This is a genomic window from Fibrobacter sp. UWB11 (genome assembly GCF_900143015.1).
Classification (GTDB): domain Bacteria; phylum Fibrobacterota; class Fibrobacteria; order Fibrobacterales; family Fibrobacteraceae; genus Fibrobacter.
In genome coordinates this window covers 17,835-38,483 of sequence record NZ_FSRT01000005.1, presented here as the reverse complement: position 1 = coordinate 38,483, position 20,649 = coordinate 17,835, and the positions used below count along the sequence as shown (strand labels likewise).

General features: G+C 50.5%; 15 protein-coding genes. 8 read left to right on the top strand and 7 right to left on the bottom strand.

Going from position 1 to position 20,649, the window contains the following annotated elements; all coding sequences use genetic code 11:
- Positions 1-89: 89 nt before the first annotated feature.
- Together BUQ91_RS14780 and BUQ91_RS15985 are read left to right on the top strand one after the other, a co-directional pair.
- Positions 90-1,997 (top strand): SulP family inorganic anion transporter, encoded by a 1,908-nt coding sequence (locus BUQ91_RS14780; RefSeq protein WP_074209828.1) that lies wholly within the window; start codon positions 90-92, stop codon positions 1,995-1,997.
- Between the two features lie 197 nt (positions 1,998-2,194).
- Complete coding sequence (locus BUQ91_RS15985; RefSeq protein ID WP_256375011.1) at positions 2,195-2,323, top strand: hypothetical protein; 129 nt, start codon at positions 2,195-2,197, stop codon at positions 2,321-2,323.
- A gap of 83 nt (positions 2,324-2,406) precedes the next feature.
- Here BUQ91_RS15985 and BUQ91_RS14775 read toward each other — a convergent pair whose 3' ends face one another.
- The 4 genes from BUQ91_RS14775 to dnaG form a co-directional block, all read right to left on the bottom strand.
- Positions 2,407-2,886: a hypothetical protein gene (locus BUQ91_RS14775; protein ID WP_074209827.1), complete on the bottom strand. Its 480-nt coding sequence runs from the start codon at positions 2,884-2,886 to the stop codon at positions 2,407-2,409.
- A 290-nt stretch (positions 2,887-3,176) separates the two neighbouring features.
- A complete protein-coding gene (locus BUQ91_RS14770) occupies positions 3,177-4,232 on the bottom strand; it encodes a SufB/SufD family protein (RefSeq protein ID WP_074209826.1) in 1,056 nt (351 codons plus the stop codon).
- 15 nt (positions 4,233-4,247) lie between these two features.
- On the bottom strand, positions 4,248-4,997 hold the full coding sequence (sufC, locus tag BUQ91_RS14765) for a Fe-S cluster assembly ATPase SufC (RefSeq protein ID WP_074209825.1): 750 nt from the start codon (positions 4,995-4,997) through the stop codon (positions 4,248-4,250).
- Positions 4,998-5,028: 31 nt separating this feature from the next.
- On the bottom strand, positions 5,029-7,242 hold the full coding sequence (dnaG, locus tag BUQ91_RS14760; RefSeq protein ID WP_074209824.1) for a DNA primase: 2,214 nt from the start codon (positions 7,240-7,242) through the stop codon (positions 5,029-5,031).
- A 382-nt stretch (positions 7,243-7,624) separates the two neighbouring features.
- Here dnaG and BUQ91_RS14755 point away from each other — a divergent pair, with 382 nt between their 5' ends.
- Positions 7,625-8,629, top strand: a complete 1,005-nt coding sequence (locus BUQ91_RS14755; protein WP_074209823.1) for an Rpn family recombination-promoting nuclease/putative transposase — start codon at positions 7,625-7,627, stop codon at positions 8,627-8,629.
- Between the two features lie 57 nt (positions 8,630-8,686).
- Here the strand turns inward: BUQ91_RS14755 and BUQ91_RS14750 are convergent, their stop codons facing one another.
- Both BUQ91_RS14750 and BUQ91_RS14745 read right to left on the bottom strand, forming a co-directional pair.
- Positions 8,687-10,021 (bottom strand): MATE family efflux transporter, encoded by a 1,335-nt coding sequence (locus BUQ91_RS14750; RefSeq protein WP_074209822.1) that lies wholly within the window; start codon positions 10,019-10,021, stop codon positions 8,687-8,689.
- Between the two features lie 94 nt (positions 10,022-10,115).
- Entirely contained in the window at positions 10,116-10,601 is a 486-nt protein-coding gene (locus BUQ91_RS14745) for an acyl-CoA thioesterase (RefSeq protein WP_072826763.1), read from the bottom strand.
- A 61-nt stretch (positions 10,602-10,662) separates the two neighbouring features.
- Here BUQ91_RS14745 and BUQ91_RS15765 point away from each other — a divergent pair, with 61 nt between their 5' ends.
- Genes BUQ91_RS15765 through ftsE form a run of 5 tightly spaced genes read left to right on the top strand, consistent with a single transcriptional unit; the run spans position 10,663 to position 17,777 of the window.
- Positions 10,663-10,803: a hypothetical protein gene (locus BUQ91_RS15765; RefSeq protein WP_012820363.1), complete on the top strand. Its 141-nt coding sequence runs from the start codon at positions 10,663-10,665 to the stop codon at positions 10,801-10,803.
- A gap of 13 nt (positions 10,804-10,816) precedes the next feature.
- The gene (locus BUQ91_RS14740; RefSeq protein ID WP_074209821.1) at positions 10,817-14,962 is read left to right on the top strand and encodes a DUF3418 domain-containing protein; all 4,146 of its coding nucleotides are present in this window, start codon (positions 10,817-10,819) and stop codon (positions 14,960-14,962) included.
- Between the two features lie 37 nt (positions 14,963-14,999).
- Positions 15,000-15,803, top strand: a complete 804-nt coding sequence (locus BUQ91_RS14735) for a hypothetical protein (protein WP_072827161.1) — start codon at positions 15,000-15,002, stop codon at positions 15,801-15,803.
- Complete coding sequence (locus tag BUQ91_RS14730; RefSeq protein ID WP_074209820.1) at positions 15,803-17,086, top strand: peptidylprolyl isomerase; 1,284 nt, start codon at positions 15,803-15,805, stop codon at positions 17,084-17,086. Before BUQ91_RS14735 ends, BUQ91_RS14730 begins: the two co-directional genes overlap by 1 nt.
- 1 nt (position 17,087) lies before the next feature.
- A complete protein-coding gene (gene ftsE, locus BUQ91_RS14725) occupies positions 17,088-17,777 on the top strand; it encodes a cell division ATP-binding protein FtsE (protein ID WP_072826766.1) in 690 nt (229 codons plus the stop codon).
- Between the two features lie 314 nt (positions 17,778-18,091).
- Here ftsE and BUQ91_RS14720 read toward each other — a convergent pair whose 3' ends face one another.
- Positions 18,092-20,632, bottom strand: a complete 2,541-nt coding sequence (locus tag BUQ91_RS14720; protein ID WP_074209819.1) for a DNA gyrase/topoisomerase IV subunit A — start codon at positions 20,630-20,632, stop codon at positions 18,092-18,094.
- Positions 20,633-20,649 lie beyond the last annotated feature (17 nt).

Below are 20,649 nucleotides of genomic sequence, written 5' to 3'. Positions count from 1 at the left end.
AATATATTTTATAAAAAAAACTTATCCCCCTTAACGAAATTGGGGTAAATTCCTAAATTTGGGTCTCGAATTTAATATGGAGACCTTCAATGTCTGATATTCACGCCAAGGAATCCGTCAAGCAGTATTTGACAGGCGTCGTTTCGACAATCACCCCGGAAATCGTTCGTAGCTTTAAGCGCGGCTACACTCGCAAGGATTTCACTAGCGACTTGATGTCGGGCTTGATTGTCGGCATTTTGGCTCTCCCCTTGGCGATTGCGTTCGCTATAGCGTCTGGAGTGGGTCCGGAACAGGGCCTTTACACCGCCATTATCGCGGGCTTCATCATCTCGCTGTTGGGCGGTTCCCGCTTCCAGATTGGCGGCCCGACGGGCGCATTCATCGTGATCGTTTACGGCATCGTGAGCCAGTACGGTTATGATGGCCTTGCTTCGGCAACGCTCTTGGCCGGTATCTTCCTCGTCATTTTCGGTCTTGCTAAGTTCGGCGCGATTATCAAGTTCATCCCGTATCCGGTGACGGTCGGATTTACGGCGGGTATCGCTATTATTATTGCGCTTGGCCAGGTGCCGAACTTCTTCGGTCTTACGTTTGCTGGCGCTGACCCGGCTGACGCCGTGGGCAAAATCAAGCTTTACGTTTCTTCTTTCGGTTCCATGAACGTCTATTCCGTGATTGTGGGCGTTGTCGCTCTCGCGGTCTGCATTTTGTGGCCGAAGATTACTACTAAGGTTCCGGGTTCCCTCATTGCGATTATCGTTGCGACGGTGATGGTGAAGGTCCTTGGCTGGGACGATCCGGTGAACGGTCACGGCGTGGTGACGATTGGCATGAAGAACCACATTCCGAGCGGATTCCCGGTGCCGCACCTCCCGAATATCAGCCTCGAAATGATGCAAAAGGTGTTCCAGCCGGCACTTACGATTGCTATGCTCGGCGCTATCGAATCGCTCCTTTCTGCAGTGGTGGCTGACGGTATGACGAGTACCAAGCACCGCTCCAACACGGAACTTTTCGGTCAGGGTGTCGCTAACATCTTGAGCCCGATTTTTGGCGGTATCCCGGCAACGGGTGCTATTGCCCGTACCGCAACGAACATCCGTAACGGTGCCGTGAGCCCGATTTCTGGCCTTGTTCACGCAGTTGTTCTTTTGCTCATTATGCTCGTGCTTGGCAAGTATGCCGAAATGATTCCGATGGCCGCCCTTGCTGCGGTGCTTTTCCAGGTCGCTTTTAACATGTGTGGTTACCGTAGCGTCATCAAGATGTTCAAGGCTCCGAAGAGCGATGTGACTGTGATGCTCGTGGCATTCTTCCTCACGGTGATTATTGACCTTACGGTCGCTATCGAAGTGGGCGTGCTCCTTGCTGCAGTTCTCTTCATCAAGCGTATGTCTGATGTGGCCGAAGTGGAATCGGTAACCTCTGCTTTGAAGGAAGACGACGAAGAAGCGGCTCACAACGAACTTTCTCGCCAGGTGCCGAAGGGTGTTGTTGTTTACGAACTTGCTGGTTCGCTCTTCTTTGGTGCTGTGGACAAGTTCAAGGAAACGATGAACCGCATCTCGGAAAAGCCGAAGATTTTGATTTTGCGCATGCGTAGTGTTTCGAGCATTGATGCTGCCGGTATTCAGATGATTGAAGACTTGCTCAACCGTTGCAACCGCGAAGGTACTCAGCTTTTGTTGAGCGGTGTGCATGCCCAGCCGGTGGTGGCTTTGACTCGTGCCGGTGTGCTCAAGCAGCTTGGTGAAGAAAATGCTCTCGGTAACATCGATGCCGCGTTGAACCGCGCCCGTGAGCTTTTGGGCCTCCCGATTGTGGATACATCGCACGAAGATGTGCAAGCTCCGACGGTGTCTTGGGAAAAGAACCTCGACAAGCCTTGGATGCCGGAAGAATCGAATGCTGCAATTGCTGAAGAAACGCCGGAAGTTATCGCAGAACGCATGATGGATGAACCCATCAAGAAGATTGAAGAAAACCAAAAGTAATTAACGATTTGTCCCACAAAAAAAGTGGGACAAATTCTCTCGCCCCTTTTGATCCCGTGTGATCTTTAACTGTAATGTGAGGGTTATTACAGTTAAAGAATGTAATGTAAATAAAATTTTAAAAAACCTTTGAATGGTTGCTGAATTATATTAATATTTACAATGTAGAGCTAATCTACAAGTGTTACGAGACGAGAATGGGAATGGTGAAGGAATACTTTGTTCCGGAAGAAAAAGCGGAACGTACTGCTTTCGATGATTTCGTGGTGAAGTTCATCGTTGCGTTTAGCGGTTCAACACTGCTAATTCTTTGTGGTCTATTCTAATTTTTAAGATTTTAAGAGTATGAAAAATTCCGCCGGTTTGCCGACGGATTTTTTGTTATAACGAACTTTGCTTGCGAACGCTACTAAAAAGGACCATAATGTTTTCCGGCATTCTTGCAAGATTCCATGTGACTGTCGAACAATTGCTTGCGGGACTTGTATTTGCTGTCTTCGGCATTGAAATTGTAGTAATAATCGGATACTGCATATAATTCTCTATTTTTGCAGTAAGATGTACTTGTGAATTTATCGTTAGTTGTAGTTCTAGGATTTTCTTCAGTACCCATTACAACTAGCGTGAGATCATCGCACCCTGTATAGGCTGACATGCCGCGTTTAATCGAATTGTAATGTTCTACGGCTCCGGTATCCGTTACCGTGACTTTGACATCGGCTTCGTAGGATCCGTCGTCGTAATTACTAGACGTGTGATAAACCCATTCGTTGTCTGATTCTGTAAAATTGCATTTGTTAGAATTAGAAAGGCCTTGGGTAAGCCAACAAGAAGTAAGGGTAAAGCTTAAAAAAATGGTAAGAACTATACCTATTTTATTAGAACGCATAAGGGCTCCTGTTTTAAAGTTGTGCGTAAATATACATTATTTTTATTCGTACGTAATAATTTTGTCATAAGATTTTATACTTCTTTGTGCGAAAATGTCTATACAAAAAAGGCGACCGAAGTCGCCTTTTTTGAGTGATTTTACTGTCATTTCGAGCGATTTACACTCGTCATCCCGAGTTGCGCGAAGACAACCTCAAAAGGCGAGAGTCGCAGCCATACTCGTATGGATATGACCGAGCCGAAGAGGTTGGGGCTTGCCCCCATCCAGTGATATCTTGAATAGCGTTCTTAGAGCGAACTCATCAGTCGCTTTTTCGCGGGGCTGTCCGGGAGCGGCAGGAATGTTTCTTGTGCGAACGAGCGCATAAGCATTTCTTGGGCGGCCTTTTTCGGGATGCCGCGGCTCACGAGGTAGAACATCTGTTCCGCATCGAGTTCACCGACAGTGTTGCCGTGCGTACATTCCACGTCATCATGGTAAATCTTGAGGACGGGCTTCACGGAGACGCTAGCATCTTCGCTCAGGAGAATCGTATTTACGAGCTGGCTTGAGTTGACGCCGGTGCAGTCGTAACCGACGATAACGCTTCCGTCGTAGCTCACACGTGCAGAACCAGAAAGCAAGTTGCGGGCGAGCTGTGTGCTTGTGGTACGCGGGGCTTCGTGGTAAATCGTGAGACGGCTGTGCTGCGAGGCTTCGCCATCGAGAACGTGGAGGCTGCGGTAATCAAAGTTGGCGCCTTCGCCTTTGAGGTGACATTCGACGCTGACGCGGCCAATCGCAGTATCCTTGCAGATGCTGGAAAAACGGATGTTGGCGCCTGCGGCTTGGTTGATGTTGAAATGCCTAAAGCGGAGCGGTAAATCGCAAGCCGGATTTGCAAAGAAAATTTCGACGTCTGCATCTTCGCCAACGTTGATGTCGAAACGCTCGGCAGCGATGTCGTGGGTGACCTTGTTGTCGAGAATTTCGAGGCTCACCTTGGCGCCTTTGCCGATGTCAAGAACTGTGTGACCGAAGTCGTTGTTGCACTTGAGCATCGCCATTTCGGCTGCACCGGGCACGATTTCGCGAATCATGGGGCGGGCTTGATTTGCAATCGGGAGGAGTGCGGCAAAGTCGGTCTCTTTGATGGCTGCCGGGGCTGCTGCGGGAGATTCCGTGGGAAATGCGTTTTCGACCGAGGTTGCCGCAAAATCCGTGCCCATGAATTCCGGAGTCGGGATCTTGGCGACCGGGAAGAACGACCAAAGCTCGTTATTGCGACGGGGCATGCCGAGTTCGCGGAGGCGTGCTATCGCCTGTTCCGCGGTGGGCAAGTTATGTATAAATTCAGCGTTCATTATGCGTCCTCGCAGTTACTTGGCTTCTTCGATCCAGTCGTAGCCTTGATCTTCGAGCTTGAGGGCGAGTTCCGGGCCACCGCTCAAGATGATTTTGCCGTGACGGAGCACGTGAACGTAAGTGGGCTTGATGTAGTCCAGCAAGCGCTGGTAATGCGTCACGAGAATCACTGCCTTTTCGGGGCTCATAATGTGATTGATGCCGTTTGCCACGATGCGGAGGGCGTCAATGTCGAGACCGGAGTCCGTTTCGTCGAGGAAGCTCACCTTCGGATCGAGAATCGCCATCTGGAGGATTTCGTTACGCTTCTTTTCGCCACCGCTCATGCCGTCGTTTACGCCGCGTTCACGATAGCGTTCGTCCATTTCGAGCAAGTTCATCTTTTCTTCGCAGAGTTTCTTGAAGTCTTCGTCGCTCATTTCGGGCTGGCCGAGGTAGGCACGCTTGCTGTTGAGGGCCATCTTCAAGAATTCCACGTTGTTCACGCCTGGAATTTCGGTCGGGTACTGCGTGCTGATAAAGAGACCGGAATTAGCACGTTCGTTGATTTCCATCTCGAGCAAGTTCTTGCCGTCGAGTTCTACGGAGCCACCATCGACATGGTAAGCGGGGTGACCAGCAATCACTTTGGAGAGCGTGCTTTTGCCGGAACCGTTCGGGCCCATGATGGCGTGGACTTCTCCCGGCTTGACCTCGAGATTGATTCCTTTCAGGATTTGGGTGCCGTCTTCGATACTTGCTTTAAGGTTCTTGATGGATAACATATTTCCTCTTTAATTTTAAAATCTTGTGGGCCTAGCCGAAATCGTCCATAGCCCCGAAATCATCGTCCGGAACGTAGGGCTCGTCTTCGTTCGGGTCGTATGGTACATCTTCGGGAGGTTCGCTCGATGCGAATTGCTCGTCGCCATCGAATGGAGGCGGGGCTTCCATCTCTGGGGGCATTTCGGGTTGCGAGTATTGCGCGGGTTGGGCTGTGAACTGTGCGGGCTGCACGGTGGGCGCATCATTAAATTGTGCGCCGGGTGCTGCGTACTGCGGTGAACTTGGTTGCGCAGCGGATTGTGCGAATGTTGGCGCGGTATTAAACTGCGCTTCGTTAAACTGCGCGGCGCCCGACGACAAATCGTTAATTGATGTATAAAGATCAATGAGCGGAGCTTTGCTTTGGATTATCTGCTCGGCAAAAACATCCGGCGTAATGGCCGAAATCTTGCGCTTCTTGGAAATCGTTTGAATGCCCTGCGTGAATTTGTTCAATTGCATACGGAGACGCATGCCCGCTTCGGAGTCGAGTGGAATGAGCTTTTTGTAGCGGTCGCACAGATTGAGTGTGAGCACGGCAAGCGTGTCGTAAAATTCCAGAATCTCGTTCGGCGTTTTCCATGTTTCGTCGGGGAGCTGTTCCAAGAAAAGCTGCAACTGCGGCGAAAGCGATTCGTACAAGGTTCTCGGCGAGAATGCGCCCGTTTCGGCGTACTGCGCGAGAATGGATTGGATAAATTCATCGATGAGCGGAGAATCAAAAATTTGGATTCCGCTGGCGGCAAAGTCCATGTCGAAATATTCTGCGGCGCGGTCGAGAAGCGTGGGGTTGCGATAAAGCAAATTTGCAAAGCGCACTTCAATCGGCGATAAAAGTTCCCAAGGAACGCTCACTTGCGGTGCTGCGGGCTGTTCGGCTGTTGCCGGCGCTTTTTCGCGTTTCGGGTGTGCGACTTTGATGCCTGCGAGCGAACGCGTGGTGCTGTAACGCTCGGAAACGAGCTTCAAATACTGATTGCGTAGTTCCGGATTCTCGATGCTCTTGATGAGCGTCTTTGCTTGCGTGATGAATGCGGCTCGGTCTTCGGGACTGTTGTTCGGCATTGTTCGTCCGAGATAGCTGAGCCAGTCTTCGGCGGTGCGGAGCGCTCTTCTGAAAGCGTCCGGGCCTTGTTCGTTCACAAAGTTGTCCGGGTCGATCTTGGTGCCGTCCGGTCGCGAAAGCGCAAAAACTTTTGGCGAAAGGCCCTTGGGGAGCACAATTTCGAGACTGCGGCGCGTGGCGTTTTGCCCGGCAGCATCTCCGTCAAATACAAGGTACGCGGTCTTTGCATAGCGCGCGAGGATGCTGGCGTGATTCTCGGTCAGCGCCGTACCCGATGCGGCCACGACGTTCTGCACACCGCTTTGGTAAAGGCTGATGAGGTCAAAATATCCTTCGACGATAATGACCGCATTCTCCTTCATGATTGCGTTTCGGCTGTGGTTCAGCCCGAAGAGAATATCGCGCTTGCTGTAAAGCGCCGTTTCCGGGCTGTTCATGTACTTGGCAAGCTTTATTCCGTTGTGCGATGCAGGGTCGCTCAAGTCTCGACCGCCAAAGGCGACAACGACTCCCGAGAGATTCTGGATGGCTATCATCAAGCGATCGCGGAACTTGTCTGCGATACCGCCATTTTCTTTTTCAACAGCAAGCCCAGCCTTGACGCAGTCGCGAGGCGAAAAACCGTTGCGTGCGGCGTAGCCGATAAAACCTTCGCGCCCCGTCGGTGCATAACCGATGTGGAACTGTTTGCGCGTTTCGGGTGAGACGCGTCGCTTGTTCAAATACTCCAAAGCCTTGGGGCTTAACGTGAGTTGCTCTTCGAACCAGGCGCAGGCAAGCTCGTTCAGCTTGCGGACCATCGTGCGTTCTTCAAGAACTTCGGTATTGACATTGTTGCCGATGTTCGGGAGCGCAAAACCTACAAAGTTGGCGACCCATTCTACGGCGCCCTTGAAGTCCAATTTTTCATGATTCTGGATGAACTTGAAAACATCGCCACCGGCACCGCACGCGAAGCACTTGTAAATGCCCAGCGTGGAATTCACCGTCATGGAAGGCGAGTGGTCATCGTGGAAAGGGCATACACCGACGTATCGATTGTTCCCGCTTTTTTTGAGCGGCAAGAACTGCTGGATGACCAACGCGATATCCGCTTGGTTCTTGAGTTCTTGGATGATTTCGTCGGAGTAGAACGGCATGCGCCAAATGTAGAAATTTTTGGGGAGCGGGAATGTCGTAATACGCCTTTGGTGCGCTTTGCTTTGGGTTTAGAAGTCGCTTGCTGATTTGGAAATTTTCTTATTATATTGCCATTTATAGTTTTTGTCTATTAAGTTTTTGTTTAAATGAATTTAATTTGTACTTAAAGAATGGTTTTTAGCTATTGGTCAATAGTCAATAGAAAAATTGTCCGGCTTTCATGCCGGATATTTTGCATATAGTATAGTCAATTGTAAAATTTCATTCTTATTGAAAAAATATTGGACCAAATCGCTCAAAAAAGCGTGTTAATATAAAGGACGGGGAGCCGTTTTCTGTCTATGAACCCGACATTATCGGGTGTTTTAACACCGGAAAAATATGGAAAATAATATTGTGGCCGAAACGAAAAATAGCCATGGTGAAATGATTGGCGAGGCAAAGACTTTCGAAGAATACAAAGGGGCAGGCGTTTTCGCAGATCTACTTCTTGACAGAACGTTCAAGAAAGCTTTCAATCCCGACACGCAGAACAAAGTATGTTTGATTGCGCTTTTGAATGCCGTACTTGAAGGAGAAATAGCGTCACCGATTGTCGATGTGCAGTCTCGTAACAAGGAATACAGCGATGGTTCGAACGAGAATCGGACTTCCATCTTCGACTTGCACTGCATTGATTCTGCTCAGCGGAGGTTCATCATTGAAGTGCAGATTCTTTTTCAGAAAAACATTGTCAATCGTTCGATTTATTACGCTTCGCAGACGATCATTGCTCAGGGACAACGCGGCAAAAAGTACAATTACGAATTGAATCCTGTTGTTACAGTTGTGATCATGGAATTTAATGTGTTTGCCGATGACCGCTACATCCGTCGGGCAAAACTTCGCGAAATCAACGGGTCTTGCATCAGTGATACGCTCAATTTTGCGTTTGTGGAACTTCCGAAGTTCAATAAGCCGCTGGACGAGCTCGAAACGACGCTCGACAAGGCGCTTTACGCTCTCAAAAACATGAAAAACATGACGCAGATGCCCAAGCAGTATGCAAACACGGTGTTCGAGCTCTTGTTTTCAACAGCGAAATTGGCTAAATTATCGAAAGAGGAACAGAAGATGATTGACGAAGCTCAGAAAGCCAAGTGGGACGAATACGCAATCCATAAAGCGGCTATTGATAGCGGCTTGCAGCAAGGTCTCGAACAAGGTCTCGAACAGGGGCTCGCACAGGGTCTCGCACAGGGTCTTGAAAAAGGTGCCAATCAAAAAGCTCGCGAAATTGCAAAGAAAATGTTGTTGAAGAATGAACCTATTGATAAGATTATCGATTTCACTGAACTTTCTGAAGCTGATATCCTCGCTATCAAGGCTTCTCTCGGCCAATCGTAAATTGACGAAGTGCTTTGAATAATAGATGTCCGGCTTTCCCGCCGGACTTTTTGCTTTCTAAACAACCGCTTTGCTTTTCCAGCGGCCGCTCTTCCAGCGCCAAATGTTCGCGAACGAACGGTAAAATTCGTCGGCGGCCATGCCAAGCCAAAGGCCGGGGAGCCCGAGTCCAACGACAAATGCGAGGATAAGCGATGTTGCAAGGCCGAGTGTCCACATCATGCCGCTACCCACAAGTGCCGGGAATTTGGAATCGCCTGCGGCACGGAGCGATGTGGTGACGATAAAGTTTACGGCTTTGAACGGTTGCACGGCGACATCGCACCAGAGGCAAATTTTCCCGAGGCGGAGAACTTCGGGATTGTCGGTGTAGAGTCTGAGTAAGTGTTCGCCGAGGAGCGCTACTGCGACGGATAGCAAGAAACCGCTGATGATGCCTACGGCGAGCGTTTGGTGAACGCGGCGGTTTGCTTTGACGTAGTCATGAGCACCGACGAGGTGCGCCACGAGAATCTGGTTTCCACTGCCGAGGCCGACTCCGAGAATGACGGAAAGTGCGGCGAAGTTTCCTGCGAACACGCGGGCGGTCATTGCGGTTGTACCGATGTAGACAACCATTGCAGTGATGAACACCTGGAAAAGCTGGAAACTAATGGGTTCTGCGGCGGCGGGGAGGCCGATGCGAATCCAGTCGGGTAAAAGAACGCGGGTACGTTTCCAGTCGCGAATTTTGCTGTGGTGGTGTACTTTGAATTTGAGCACAAGCCAAAGGATGCCCGAAGAAATGAGCCAGGAAAGTGCGGTCGCGAGTGCCACACCGTGAACGCCCATTTTCGGAAGTCCGAAAAGTCCTTCGAGGAATACGACATTCAAGGCTGCGTTTGTGGCGATTGTGAGCGTGTTACCGACAAAGTTCCAAATGGTAAGGCCATGGGTTGCGATGAGGGCAGTCAAAATGGTTTGCAAGGCACGGAAGGCGAAACCGAATGAAACAACGCTTAAAAATTGCGTGGCATATTTGGCGGGCTCATCGGTGAGTCCCATCCATTGCGGAATGTTCCCGGAAAGCGGATAAATGATGAGCGTGAGCGCGATGCCGAGAAGGATGCTCCCGAAAAGGACCATGGTTTGTGTGCTGTTTGCGTGGCTGTTCTGCTTGGCGCCGATGTACTGCGAAACGATGCTTGCACCCGATTGCGAGAAGGCGTGGAGGGCCGTGAAAAGCGCTCCGAGAATGGGGAGCATGGCTCCGACGCCCGCGGCTGCAGTTTCGGAAGTGCGCGACAAGAACCAGCTGTCCATCATGGGCTGGATCATGCTCACGGCGAACGTGAGAATTAGCGGCCACGAAAGGCTGATGAGCGAACGGTCCTTGACATCGATCTGTTTCATGTGTAAAAATCTAGAAACGATAAAGGTCCCGTCAAAGGGCCTTTTCGATGAAAATGTTTTCAAGTGTATCCAGTGTTTTCGCTAGACGTAGAATTTATTTGTTTTCTAGAGTCGCCAACAGTTTTTTCTTGGCATCGCGGCGGATGCCGGCTTCTTCGTAGCGGCGGATTTCGTCCTCTGTTTCGGGGATGACGGAAGGAATCGGGGTTGGCTTTCCGTTGTCGTCAATGGCGACAAATGTCATATAGGCATGGCAGATGACTTCGGGTTTCCACGATACTTGCGGGTGAACTCCCATGACCTTGACGCCGACTTCCATGGATGTGTTGAAGGCTCGGTTTACGGAAGCCTTTATGGTGAGGATGGTGCCGACTGTAGCCGGCTTGAAAAAACGCACGTTGTCAATCGAAACTGTTGTCACTCTGCATCTAGCGTGTGTGTAGGCTGCTATGCAGGCGGCCTTGTCGAGAAGCGACGTCAGGTGTCCGCCGAATACGTAATTGTAGGCGTTTACGTCGGAGGGGTGGACGATGTCGCGGGTTTCGACTTGCGATTGTTTGACTGTCTTTGCGTTTTCCATGTTCGAAAAATAAATATTGTTGTGGGCGTGCTGGGCGCTGAATTTCTATATTCGGGGCATTATGGAAGAAAAAAAGACTTATAGAGAAGTAATGCCGGGCGAACTCCCGTGCGAAGTGCCGGAATGTGACGGCGTGATGGTCGTAGACCCCGATAACAGCTACAAACTCACCTGCGATAAGTGCGGGCATATTAAAGAGTAATTGTTATCTCGTAATGCAATTAACCGACTTGAAAATTGAGTACCCGGAACTTCCCGTTGTTGAACATCGGGAGGAGTTTTTTGAGCTTTTAGAAAAACATCAAGTTATCATCGTCAAGGCGGATACCGGTTCCGGCAAATCCACGCAATTACCGAAGTTTTTGCTAGAGTGGTTTCTAAGTCAGCAAAATAACGCTGTCATTCTGGAGGGGCAAGGCCCCGATAGAATCCAAAAAATAATGGATCCTATCGCCTCTCGGCTCCAGGATGACAAACGCTTGTGCTCAGAGCACGAAGTGCGACCTTTCAAAATTGGCGTTACCGAACCTCGCCGTTTGGCGGCGATTTCCATTGCCGACCGTTTGCGTGAAGAACTCAAGGACGAAGAGCTTGTCTCGACGAAAATTCGTTTTTGGGAACAAGGTACAAATGAAGCCCCCATCAAGGTGATGACGGACGGTATCTTGTTGCAGGAGTTCCGCAAGGACCGCTTGTTCCGGCAGTACAACGCCATCATGATTGACGAAGCACACGAACGCTCGTTGAACATTGACATTTTGCTTGGCATTTTCAAGACGGTACTTTCTCGTCGTCCAGATTTCAAGTTGATTGTTGCATCGGCAACGCTTGACGCAAAACTTTTTGAAGAATTTTACGACAACAGCTGCGTGATGGAGGCCGAAGGCCGCACGTATCCTGTGGATGTCGAGTATTATTTTGGGCAAAATAATGGATTGCTTCGCGTTGCTCGCAATGACGAACGTGATATCTCAGGCAAGGGTGATTCGGGGCTGATTGAAGAAGCGCGTGATGCAATTCTCGATTTGGAAACGCGCCATCGCGACCATTTGCTCTGCTTTTTGCCGACGGAACGCGATATTCAGGATTTGGCGGGCGAACTTGCGCACGAATTAGATGCAGCGACTTTTGACGTGCTCCCGCTTTACGGGCGCATGAGTCCTGACGAACAACGCCGCATTTTTAAGCATACAGGCAAGACGCGAGTGGTCTTGGCGACGAACATTGCAGAAACGTCTCTTACGATTCCGGGAATTGCTTACGTTGTCGATACGGGCATGGCCCGAATCTCTCGCTACAATGCGCAGGCGAGAATCCAGGGGCTTCCCGTCGAAGAAATTTCGAAGGCCAGCGCGCGGCAGCGCACTGGACGCGCGGGGCGCGTGAAGCCCGGCGTGTGCATTCGCCTTTACTCTCCCGAGAATTTTGAAAAGCGCGATGAATTCACGGAGCCAGAAATTCGCCGTAGCAATCTCGCGAATGTCGTTTTGCAGTTGCGCAGTCTCGGGCTGGAACTCGAAAACTTCCCGTTCTTGCAGTCGCCTCCGCATTCGGCATTCCGTGGCGCTTACAAGACGTTGTTTGAACTTGGCGCACTCACGGCTGACAATTCTAGCGGTCATGTGACCAAACTTGGCCGCGATATGACGCGCCTTCCGATGGACGTGTCGCTTTCGGCGGTGCTTTTGCGTGCTCGTGACTTGGGCGTTTTGCAGCCGGCGCTTATCGTGTGCTCGGCGCTTAGCATCCAGGACCCGCGTGTGGTGCCGAACGATGAACCGGAACGCACTCGCATCCGTCAGCTGCACCGCAAATTCTGCGGTCACAAGAGCGATTTCCTTGTTTATGTTTCGATGTGGAATGCGTTCTGCACGGACTGGGACGGAAAATCTTGGAACAAACTTCGCAAGTTCTGCGACAAGAATAGCATGCACTTTTTGCGCTTGCGTGAATGGGTGGATTTGTACGAACAGTTCAGCCGCATTCTCGAAGTGAAGTTTGATAATAAAGTTTGTCCGTTCGATTCGTTCCATCGCGACAATTTGCATATTGCGCTCCTCTCCGGATTCTTGGGCGGGATTGCGCACCGCGATATCGAAAATGGCTGTTACCGCTTGGTGAGCGGTCGCGAAACGCATGTGTTCCCGGGCAGCGATTTGTACGCCAAGAGCGTGGAATGGCTTTTCAGTGCCGAAGTCCGCGAAACGAGCCGAACCTTCCTCACGAAAGCTGCCGAAATCAAGCCAGAATGGATTTTGCAAGTGGCAGAACCGTTCTGCACGCGTCGCTGGTTTGAGCCGACATGGAATAAGGAACGCGGCTTTGTCGAAGCTGTCGAAGAAGTAAGCTTTAGAGGGCTTGTGATTAGCCGTGGCCATCGTATCGATTACGCCCGCGTGAATCCCGAAGACTGCGCCCAGATTTTCTGGCGCGAAGCCGTGGTGATGGGCGAGGTGGCAAGGCCTTTCGATTTCATGAAGCACAACGACCGCGTTGTAGAAAATCTTCATGCTCTTGAAGCGCGTAAACGCCAGTTCGGGCTTGCTCCGAGCGAAGATGCGCTTGTGGAATACTACACGCGAATTGCGGGCAACGTCAATTCCATCAAGACGCTCAAAAGCTATATCTACGAGCACACCGACCAGTTCCTCAAATTTGATGAAAAGTATTGGTTGGACCAGTTGGATGGCGGTATGACCGGAACAACTTGGACAAGTGATGCTGACGGGTTCCGCACTGGATCCTTCGCTGCGCTCAGGATGACGAATGTAGCGCTTGGGAAGACGAATGCAGGCAACGTCATTCCGGGCTCCGTCCCGGAATCGCCTTCTCGACAACGAAAGGGGAATCCCGATCAAGTCGGGATTGACAAGCGCGGAAATGCCCCAACACCTACTCTCGGCGGTTCCATCGAACATTTCCGTATTGGCGAGCGCGTTGTCACAGGCGAAATGGTCTTTGATGCCACTCGCGATTGCGACGGCATTACGCTTTCGTTGCCTTATGACTTGCTGACTGAAATTTCTCCGGCAAAATTTGCAATGAGCATCCAGCAATGGCGCGAATGGATGATTGAATCCGTGATTCGCCAAATGCCCAAGAGCGTCAAGAAATTGCTCGAAGCCAAGCGCACCGCGATTGACGATGAATTCTATGCGGCTCTCGACAACTTCCCGCATAAAGCTCCGCTCTTGTTGCTTTACGAAGTGCTTTCGAATACAAAAGAAATTCGCTCGGGTGCAAACGGCGCAAGCATCGACGTTCCGACGGTGAATCCCGACAAGGAAAATCATTTGCGCTTGCATTTGGTCGTTTCAAAGCCTGGTTTCCCGGAACCTTATAAACTCGAAATTTCTCCGGAATGGGGCTCTTACCGCATGTTCTTGGCGGTTCGCCCGGCGTTGGTGACGTTTGGCATTGACTTCCCGCTTGAACAAATGCGATTTGGCTGGCGTCTTGGCGAGTCCGCTTTGATGGCGTCTGATGAATCGCGCTTTTGGCAATCTTTCCGCAAACGTGTGGAGGGTGCGCATCCCGCATCGCAAAAGACTTCACTCTCCGAAGAGAAAAAACAGCTCATTGCTGACCGCTTGAATTTGCTCGAAATGGGCGGAGTCTTTGCGGATAACTTTGAAACAACCCTCAAGATTTGGGTCGCAAAATCGCTTGCGGCTGATAGTCTTGATGCAACTCGCTGTGTTCGCTTTACGGGGCTTGAATTCTCGCGCGGCAAAAAGATTCGCGACTTCAAAAGCCTTGCAGCAAACACCCGCAGCGAAGATGAAGAAATCCGCCTTTCGCTTGTACGTGCTACGTACGAATCAGGCCTTATCAGTGCTGAAGCTTTTGTAAAGAACTGGAATTTGCTTAAAGATTTCAGCGTGGAAATGCGGAGTGGAAACGGCAAACCGACCTTAAAAAATAAAACCATAATTGCAATCCATACGGCGTACCAAAAAGAACTTACTTTGTTTGGACGTCTGTGTGCTCTTGCTGAAATTTTAAATGTCGCCCTCCCCGTGGATGACCTCGGTGCATCTCGTAATCTCGGCGCATCCCGCGACTCTAGCGCCTCCCGCGAAAGCACGGAACTTTCGGCCAGTACCCTCCGCGAGTATTTCCGCCCGTACCTCAAGGCGCGTTACCTCAAGGATCACGAACTGAAAAATGCACGCGAACTTCTCGGAAAAATCGACCGCACGCCAACGGATGACCCGGAATTTGCCGAACTTTACTTGCAGGCAAAGGCTTTGCTCGAAGATTTTGAAATCCTCAAGTACAAGCGCAAAGGTAACGATGCCGAAGATATTGTGGAAGAAGACGCTTTGGCGAGGTTGAAAGGACGTTTTGGTAGATTGTAACTACTTTTACAGCCTGTATTTTTCTAAATTTGTCGCAATGAGATCTCTTATCCGTATATTGCTAGCCTTCGGTTTAGTGCTTTTGGCTGCCTGCAAGCCCCATGATCCGGTCATTGTTACTGTGGGGGATTCCAAGTTGCACCAGTCGGAGATTTACACGTACGCTCCTGATTGGGATTCTTGGGGCGACAATGAACGCATTCTCTTTTTGCGGCACTGGATTGATGAAGAACTTGTCTACCAGCAGGCCGTGAAAAATGGAGCCCTGAAAGATTCTGCTCTAATTCGCATGCTCGAGCGGACGAAACGCAAAATTGTGGCCGATTACTACATGCAGACGTTCCTCGATACAATGATGGTGAGCGATGGCGAAAAAATTGACTTTTATCATAAGAACCAGAACCTGTATTTGAACGGAAAAACAACGGTTTCGGGGGCTATTCTTTCGTTTGGCGACTGGAAGTCCGCAGTTCTGTATTACAAGGAATTCAAGAATACCAAGTTTGAATCCATTCCGCCTAACCATCGCCTGGTGAAGCGAATGAGGGAATTTGATGGTGTCGATAAAACGCCGGATCCATGCATGATTCCGTCTATTCACAGGGCTGTTGTGGGGCGTATTACGCCGATGAAGGTTTGTGATGGTGCAGCAAAGATTGCTGTGATAACCAACCGTCTTGATTCTGCCGATGCGCGTCCGCTTGACGAAGTGATCGAAGATGTATCCATGCAGGCTTGGATGGAACACCAGAATGTTGTCTTGAAACGCCTCAAGGATGAATGGAAAACGGGTATTCCCATAATTACGAAGATGAATGTACTTAGTGAAAAGGAAAAATAATGATCAGTAATCGAATTGCCTCTTTAGTTTTTGCTCTTTGTACCGTAAGCTTTGCCGCTCCTGTGCTGATGGAAGGTATTGCTGCTGTTGTCGATGGCAAGCCGATTATGCGTTCGGAGTTCATGAACGACCTTTACAGGTTCCAGGATACTCCTGAGGCTTCAAATATGACGGAACAGCAACAGAAAGATGCTGTGCTGAACCGCCTGATCGAAGAAAAAGTTTTGCTCAGCCGCATTGATCGCGACTCTATCGTGATTACAGAATCCGAAGTGGACCAGCGCGTGACTGCTCATCTTCAATCCATTGCTGCAAGCCAGAAGATAGATATGGCTACGCTTGAAAAAGCTGTACGTGCCCAGCTTGGCCTTTCGATGATCCAGTATCGTGAACAGCTCGGCAAGCAGATTCGCAACCACATGGAAATTTCCCGTGTGCGTCAACTCCATGTGGGAACCATCCACCCGACCAAGAAAGAAGTAGACCAGTTCTACAAGGTTTACAAGGATTCTCTTCCGCGTCAGTTCAACTGCGTGCTGTTGAGCCATATTCAGCTTCCGATTAAGCCGGATTCCATGGTTGTGGACTCCGTGAAGCGCGTGGCCGAAACGTTGATCGATAGCTTGAACCTCGGTATCAAATTTGAACTTTTGGCTCAACGCCATTCGCAGGATAGCTCTGCCGCAAAGGGTGGCGACCTCGGTTACTTTAAGCGTGGTCTTTTGGACCCTGCTTTTGAACAGGCTATTTCTCGTTTGAAGAATGGTCATTATGCATCGACTCCGGTCAAGACGGACTTGGGTTGGCACATTGCTCGCGTGATTGGCCGTAAAGAAGATGGTGTTCGTTCTGCACAAATTCTCTTGCGTACGATTCCGACCGCAAAGGATACGGCGGCTGTGGTGGCACGTGCTGATTCGCTCCGCAAAACGATTAAGACTAAGGAACAATTTGCAACGGCTGCTAAGATGTTCAGTGAAGACAAGTCCAGCAATTTCCAGGGTGGCTTGCTCGGCTGGTTCCAGCGTAACGAAATGGAACCTGCTTATGTGGATCCGGTTGCGAACTTGAACGTCGGCGAGATTTCTGAACCGGTCATGATCGATGGCGCTTACCACTTGTTCCGTCTCGATGATTCCCGCCAGGTTCGTGAACTTACGCTTGAAGAAGATTACGGCAAAATCGAACTTATGGCTGCAACGCATTTGGAAAACGAAAAACTCCAGAAACTTATCCAGAAGTGGCGCAAGGAAGTTCTCGTTGAAATCAGAATGACTGAATAATATGATTCATTTTACCCACGTCACTAAATCTTACGAAGCCAACTGGAAGGCGTTGAACAACGTCACCTTCCGTATAAACAAGGGCGAGTTTGTATTTTTGACGGGGCATTCTGGCGCTGGAAAATCGACTCTTTTGCGCTTAATTTATATGGACGAACGTCCGGACGAACAGCGCGGCGGCCAGGTCATGGTCAAGTTCTCGGACAACGTCTTGTACGATAGCAAGAACACGCCGGACGATAGAATCCAGGCGCTCCGCCGCAAGATGGGGATTATTTTCCAGGACTTTAAACTTTTGCCGGACCGCAATGTTTTTGAGAATGTGGCGCTTGCGCTCCGTATTGTGGGCACTCCGAGCAACAAGATTAACGCAGCTGTTTTTGACGCTCTTGCACTTGTGGGCATTAGCCAAAAGCGCTTTGCAATGCCTTACACGCTTTCGGGCGGTGAACAGCAGCGCGTGGCGATTGCCCGTGCGATGGTGCACAACCCGTATTTGCTTTTGGCGGACGAACCGACTGGTAACTTGGACCCGAAAAACGCTGAAGAAGTCTTCTGCATTTTCAAGGAAATCAACGCCCGCGGAACGACCATCCTCATGGCAACGCATAATCCGGACTTTTATCTGAACAGCCCGTTCCGCCGTCTCGAACTCAGCCACGGCGAATTACTTAACCGCGATATTCTTTAAATGCTGAAACGCGGCGAGATGCCGCGAATCTTGCTTAACACATTGTCATTCCCGTTGCGTTGTCATTCCCGATTTAATCGGGAATCTCCTTCTCGTCTTATAAAAAAGGCGATGCCCGCTTACTTCGACTGCGCTCAGCACAGGCTTCGGCGGGCATGACATTCAACAAAAGACTGTTTTATAGTGCTGTCACCCCGGACTCTGTTCCGGGGTCACCATCATGTTTTAAGAAAAGAAATGCCCCGCTTCTGCGGGGCATAACTTATTAATTTCGTCATTGCGAGCACCCGTAGGGGGCGCGGCAATCCTAGAACTTAGAACAAGCTCGGATCTTCGCTAGAACCTTCGCTTTCACCGCTTCCGTCGCTAAACGGGTCTGCCGGCGAAATGCGGCTCACGCGCTTGATCTTCTTGGCGGTAAACTTGCTGCCGAGAGCCTTGTAGCCCTTGACTTCCGCAATTTCCGTCAAGTCGAGTTCTTCCTTCTGGACTTCGCGACCGACTTGGTATTCCATCAGCTCGCGAGCGTCATCTGTTGCAAAGAGCTCGATGAGCTTCGTGTCCTTGTGGTCGGAAACAACGCTGAATTCCGTCGTCATGGGGCAGCCTTCGAGGTTGAAGCGCTTGACCATGTAGTTGAAATTCGAGCCTTCGAAGTAGAGCACCGTAAAGACCTGAGCCGGATCGTACTTGTGCAGATACTTGATGTTCGAACCGACGAGAATCGGGTCTGCCATGTTGTGCACGCGGGCGCTACCGTCTTGCTTGATAATCAAGAGTTTGTCGTTTTCGCCAAATTCACCGAGGCAATCGCCCTTCTTCTGCGTCGAGACGATACCGCTCGGAGCATCGAAGTAAAGCACTCTTGCACCAAGCGTCGAAACGCCCTTGCGCAGTCTCTTGACTGTCTTGATCGGGTACTTCGAAACGATATTGCCAATGGCTCCACGGCCCTTGACTTCGACTTCGCTAAAGTCCACTTCAAAGTTCAGCTTGATACGCGGACGCGGCTTCAAGATGACTTCGACGACTTCGGCTTCGCCGTTTAAGTTGCTCGACATGTAAAGAATCTTGCTACCAGGCTTGTTCTTGCCCATGTAGTAATCCTTGTCGCGGGTCACGCCGCCGACGTTGAAGCGCTTGATGTAAGCATAGCCGTCCTTGCCATCCTGGTGGATAACGTTATAGATATGGCGTTCGTCGTCCTTGTTGAACTTTTCGACCAAGATAATGTCTTTCCCGACAAAGTCCTTGTCGCTGACTTTCACGACCTTGAAGCTGCCATCGGCCTTGAACACGATCAAGTCGTCGTATTCCGACACGTCGAAGAGGTATTCTTCCTTCTTCATGCCCGTGCCTACGAAACCTTCCTTGCGGTTCACGTAAAGCTTTTGGTTTGCAAGCGCCACGTGTACGGCGTTCACCTTACCGAATTCGGCAATCTGCGTACGGCGTTCCTTGCCTTCGCCGTACTTCTTCAAGATGTTCTTGAAGTGATTCACGGCGTAATCGATAATGTGTTCCTGGTTGTACTTGCAGGTCGCGATGCTCTCTTCGAGTTCCTTCAAGAGCTGGTCGGCCTTTTCGCGGTCGTAATGGCTTATGCGGCGGATCGGAATTTCAATGAGCTTGCCGATTTCTTCGTCTGTAACCTCTTTGCGGTGCAGACGCTTGAGGTAAGGCGTGAGGCCTTCGCGAACGAGGCGGATAATTTGTTCACGGTCCTTAGCCTTCTTGATGACCTCGTAGACTTCTTTCTCGATAAAGATCTTTTCGAGCGTGGTCATGTGCCACTTGTCTTCGAGGTGCTTGAGTTCGTTGGCGAGTTCCCATTCCAAAAGCTTCACGGTGTGTTCCGTGTTGAGCTTCAAGATGTCAGAAACACCGACAAATTTCGGGTGCTTGTCGATAATGACGCAGGTGCACGGAGAGAGCGACTTTTCGCAGTCCGTAAAGGCGTAAAGCGCATCGATGGCGACCTGCGGGTCCGTCCCCGGCTGCAAGTGCACGAGAATTTCGACGCCCTGGCTCGTGTTGTCGTCCACGTGCTTGATCTTGATTTTGCCCTTGTCGTTTGCCTTGACAATGCTTTCAATCAAGCTCACGGTCGTGGTGCCGTACGGGATTTCGCGGATGGCTAGCGTCTTGTTGTCGACCTTTTCAATCTTCGCGCGGACCTTGACCTTGCCCCCGCGTTGACCGTCGTTGTAGTCGGTCACATCGATGATGCCGCCCGTGAAAAAGTCCGGGTAAAGCGTGAACTTCTTGCCGCGCAGGCAGGCAATGCTAGCTTCGCAGAGCTCGCGGAAGTTGTGGGGGAGGATGGAAGTCGAAAGACCGACCGCAATACCATCGACGCCCTGTGCCAAAAGCAACGGAAACTTGACCGGGAGCGTGACCGGTTCTTCACTACGGCCATCGTAACTCGGAATCCATTCCGTCGTTTCGGGGTTGAACACGACATCGACAGCGAACGGCGTGAGGCGGCCTTCGATATAACGGGGGGCTGCAGCGCGGTCGCCCGTGTAGGGGTTGCCCCAGTTACCCTGGGTGTCGATGAGCAAATTCTTCTGGCCGAGGCCCACAAGAGCATCGCCGATGGAGGCGTCGCCATGCGGGTGGTAAGCCATCGTTCGACCGACAATCGTTGCCACCTTCTGGTAGCGTCCGTCGTGGTTTTCGAACATGGAATGCAAAATACGGCGCTGGACAGGCTTCAGCCCATCTTCAAAATACGGGACCGCACGGTCCAAAATCACATAGCTGGCGTAATCGAGGAACCAGCCGTCATAAAGTCGTTCTAGGTGATTGACGTTAGATAAACCTAGAGTAGTATCGGGTGTTTCTTGATTCATGGCTCGAAATGTAGTAA

What these genes read in the sequence shown, in the direction of transcription:
- BUQ91_RS14770 (WP_074209826.1), bottom strand. Translation starts at nt 4,232, where the DNA reads ATGAACGCTGAATTTATACATAACTTGCCCACCGCGGAACAGGCGATA.
- BUQ91_RS15765 (WP_012820363.1), top strand. Translation starts at nt 10,663, where the DNA reads ATGGAAGAAAAAAAGACTTATAGAGAAGTAATGCCGGGCGAACTCCCG.
- BUQ91_RS14780 (WP_074209828.1), top strand. Translation starts at nt 90, where the DNA reads ATGTCTGATATTCACGCCAAGGAATCCGTCAAGCAGTATTTGACAGGC.
- BUQ91_RS14730 (WP_074209820.1), top strand. Translation starts at nt 15,803, where the DNA reads ATGATCAGTAATCGAATTGCCTCTTTAGTTTTTGCTCTTTGTACCGTA.
- ftsE (WP_072826766.1), top strand. Translation starts at nt 17,088, where the DNA reads ATGATTCATTTTACCCACGTCACTAAATCTTACGAAGCCAACTGGAAG.
- BUQ91_RS14750 (WP_074209822.1), bottom strand. Translation starts at nt 10,021, where the DNA reads ATGAAACAGATCGATGTCAAGGACCGTTCGCTCATCAGCCTTTCGTGG.
- BUQ91_RS15985 (WP_256375011.1), top strand. Translation starts at nt 2,195, where the DNA reads ATGGGAATGGTGAAGGAATACTTTGTTCCGGAAGAAAAAGCGGAACGT.
- sufC (WP_074209825.1), bottom strand. Translation starts at nt 4,997, where the DNA reads ATGTTATCCATCAAGAACCTTAAAGCAAGTATCGAAGACGGCACCCAA.
- BUQ91_RS14775 (WP_074209827.1), bottom strand. Translation starts at nt 2,886, where the DNA reads ATGCGTTCTAATAAAATAGGTATAGTTCTTACCATTTTTTTAAGCTTT.
- BUQ91_RS14740 (WP_074209821.1), top strand. Translation starts at nt 10,817, where the DNA reads ATGCAATTAACCGACTTGAAAATTGAGTACCCGGAACTTCCCGTTGTT.
- dnaG (WP_074209824.1), bottom strand. Translation starts at nt 7,242, where the DNA reads ATGCCGTTCTACTCCGACGAAATCATCCAAGAACTCAAGAACCAAGCG.
- BUQ91_RS14720 (WP_074209819.1), bottom strand. Translation starts at nt 20,632, where the DNA reads ATGAATCAAGAAACACCCGATACTACTCTAGGTTTATCTAACGTCAAT.
- BUQ91_RS14745 (WP_072826763.1), bottom strand. Translation starts at nt 10,601, where the DNA reads ATGGAAAACGCAAAGACAGTCAAACAATCGCAAGTCGAAACCCGCGAC.
- BUQ91_RS14735 (WP_072827161.1), top strand. Translation starts at nt 15,000, where the DNA reads ATGAGATCTCTTATCCGTATATTGCTAGCCTTCGGTTTAGTGCTTTTG.
- BUQ91_RS14755 (WP_074209823.1), top strand. Translation starts at nt 7,625, where the DNA reads ATGGAAAATAATATTGTGGCCGAAACGAAAAATAGCCATGGTGAAATG.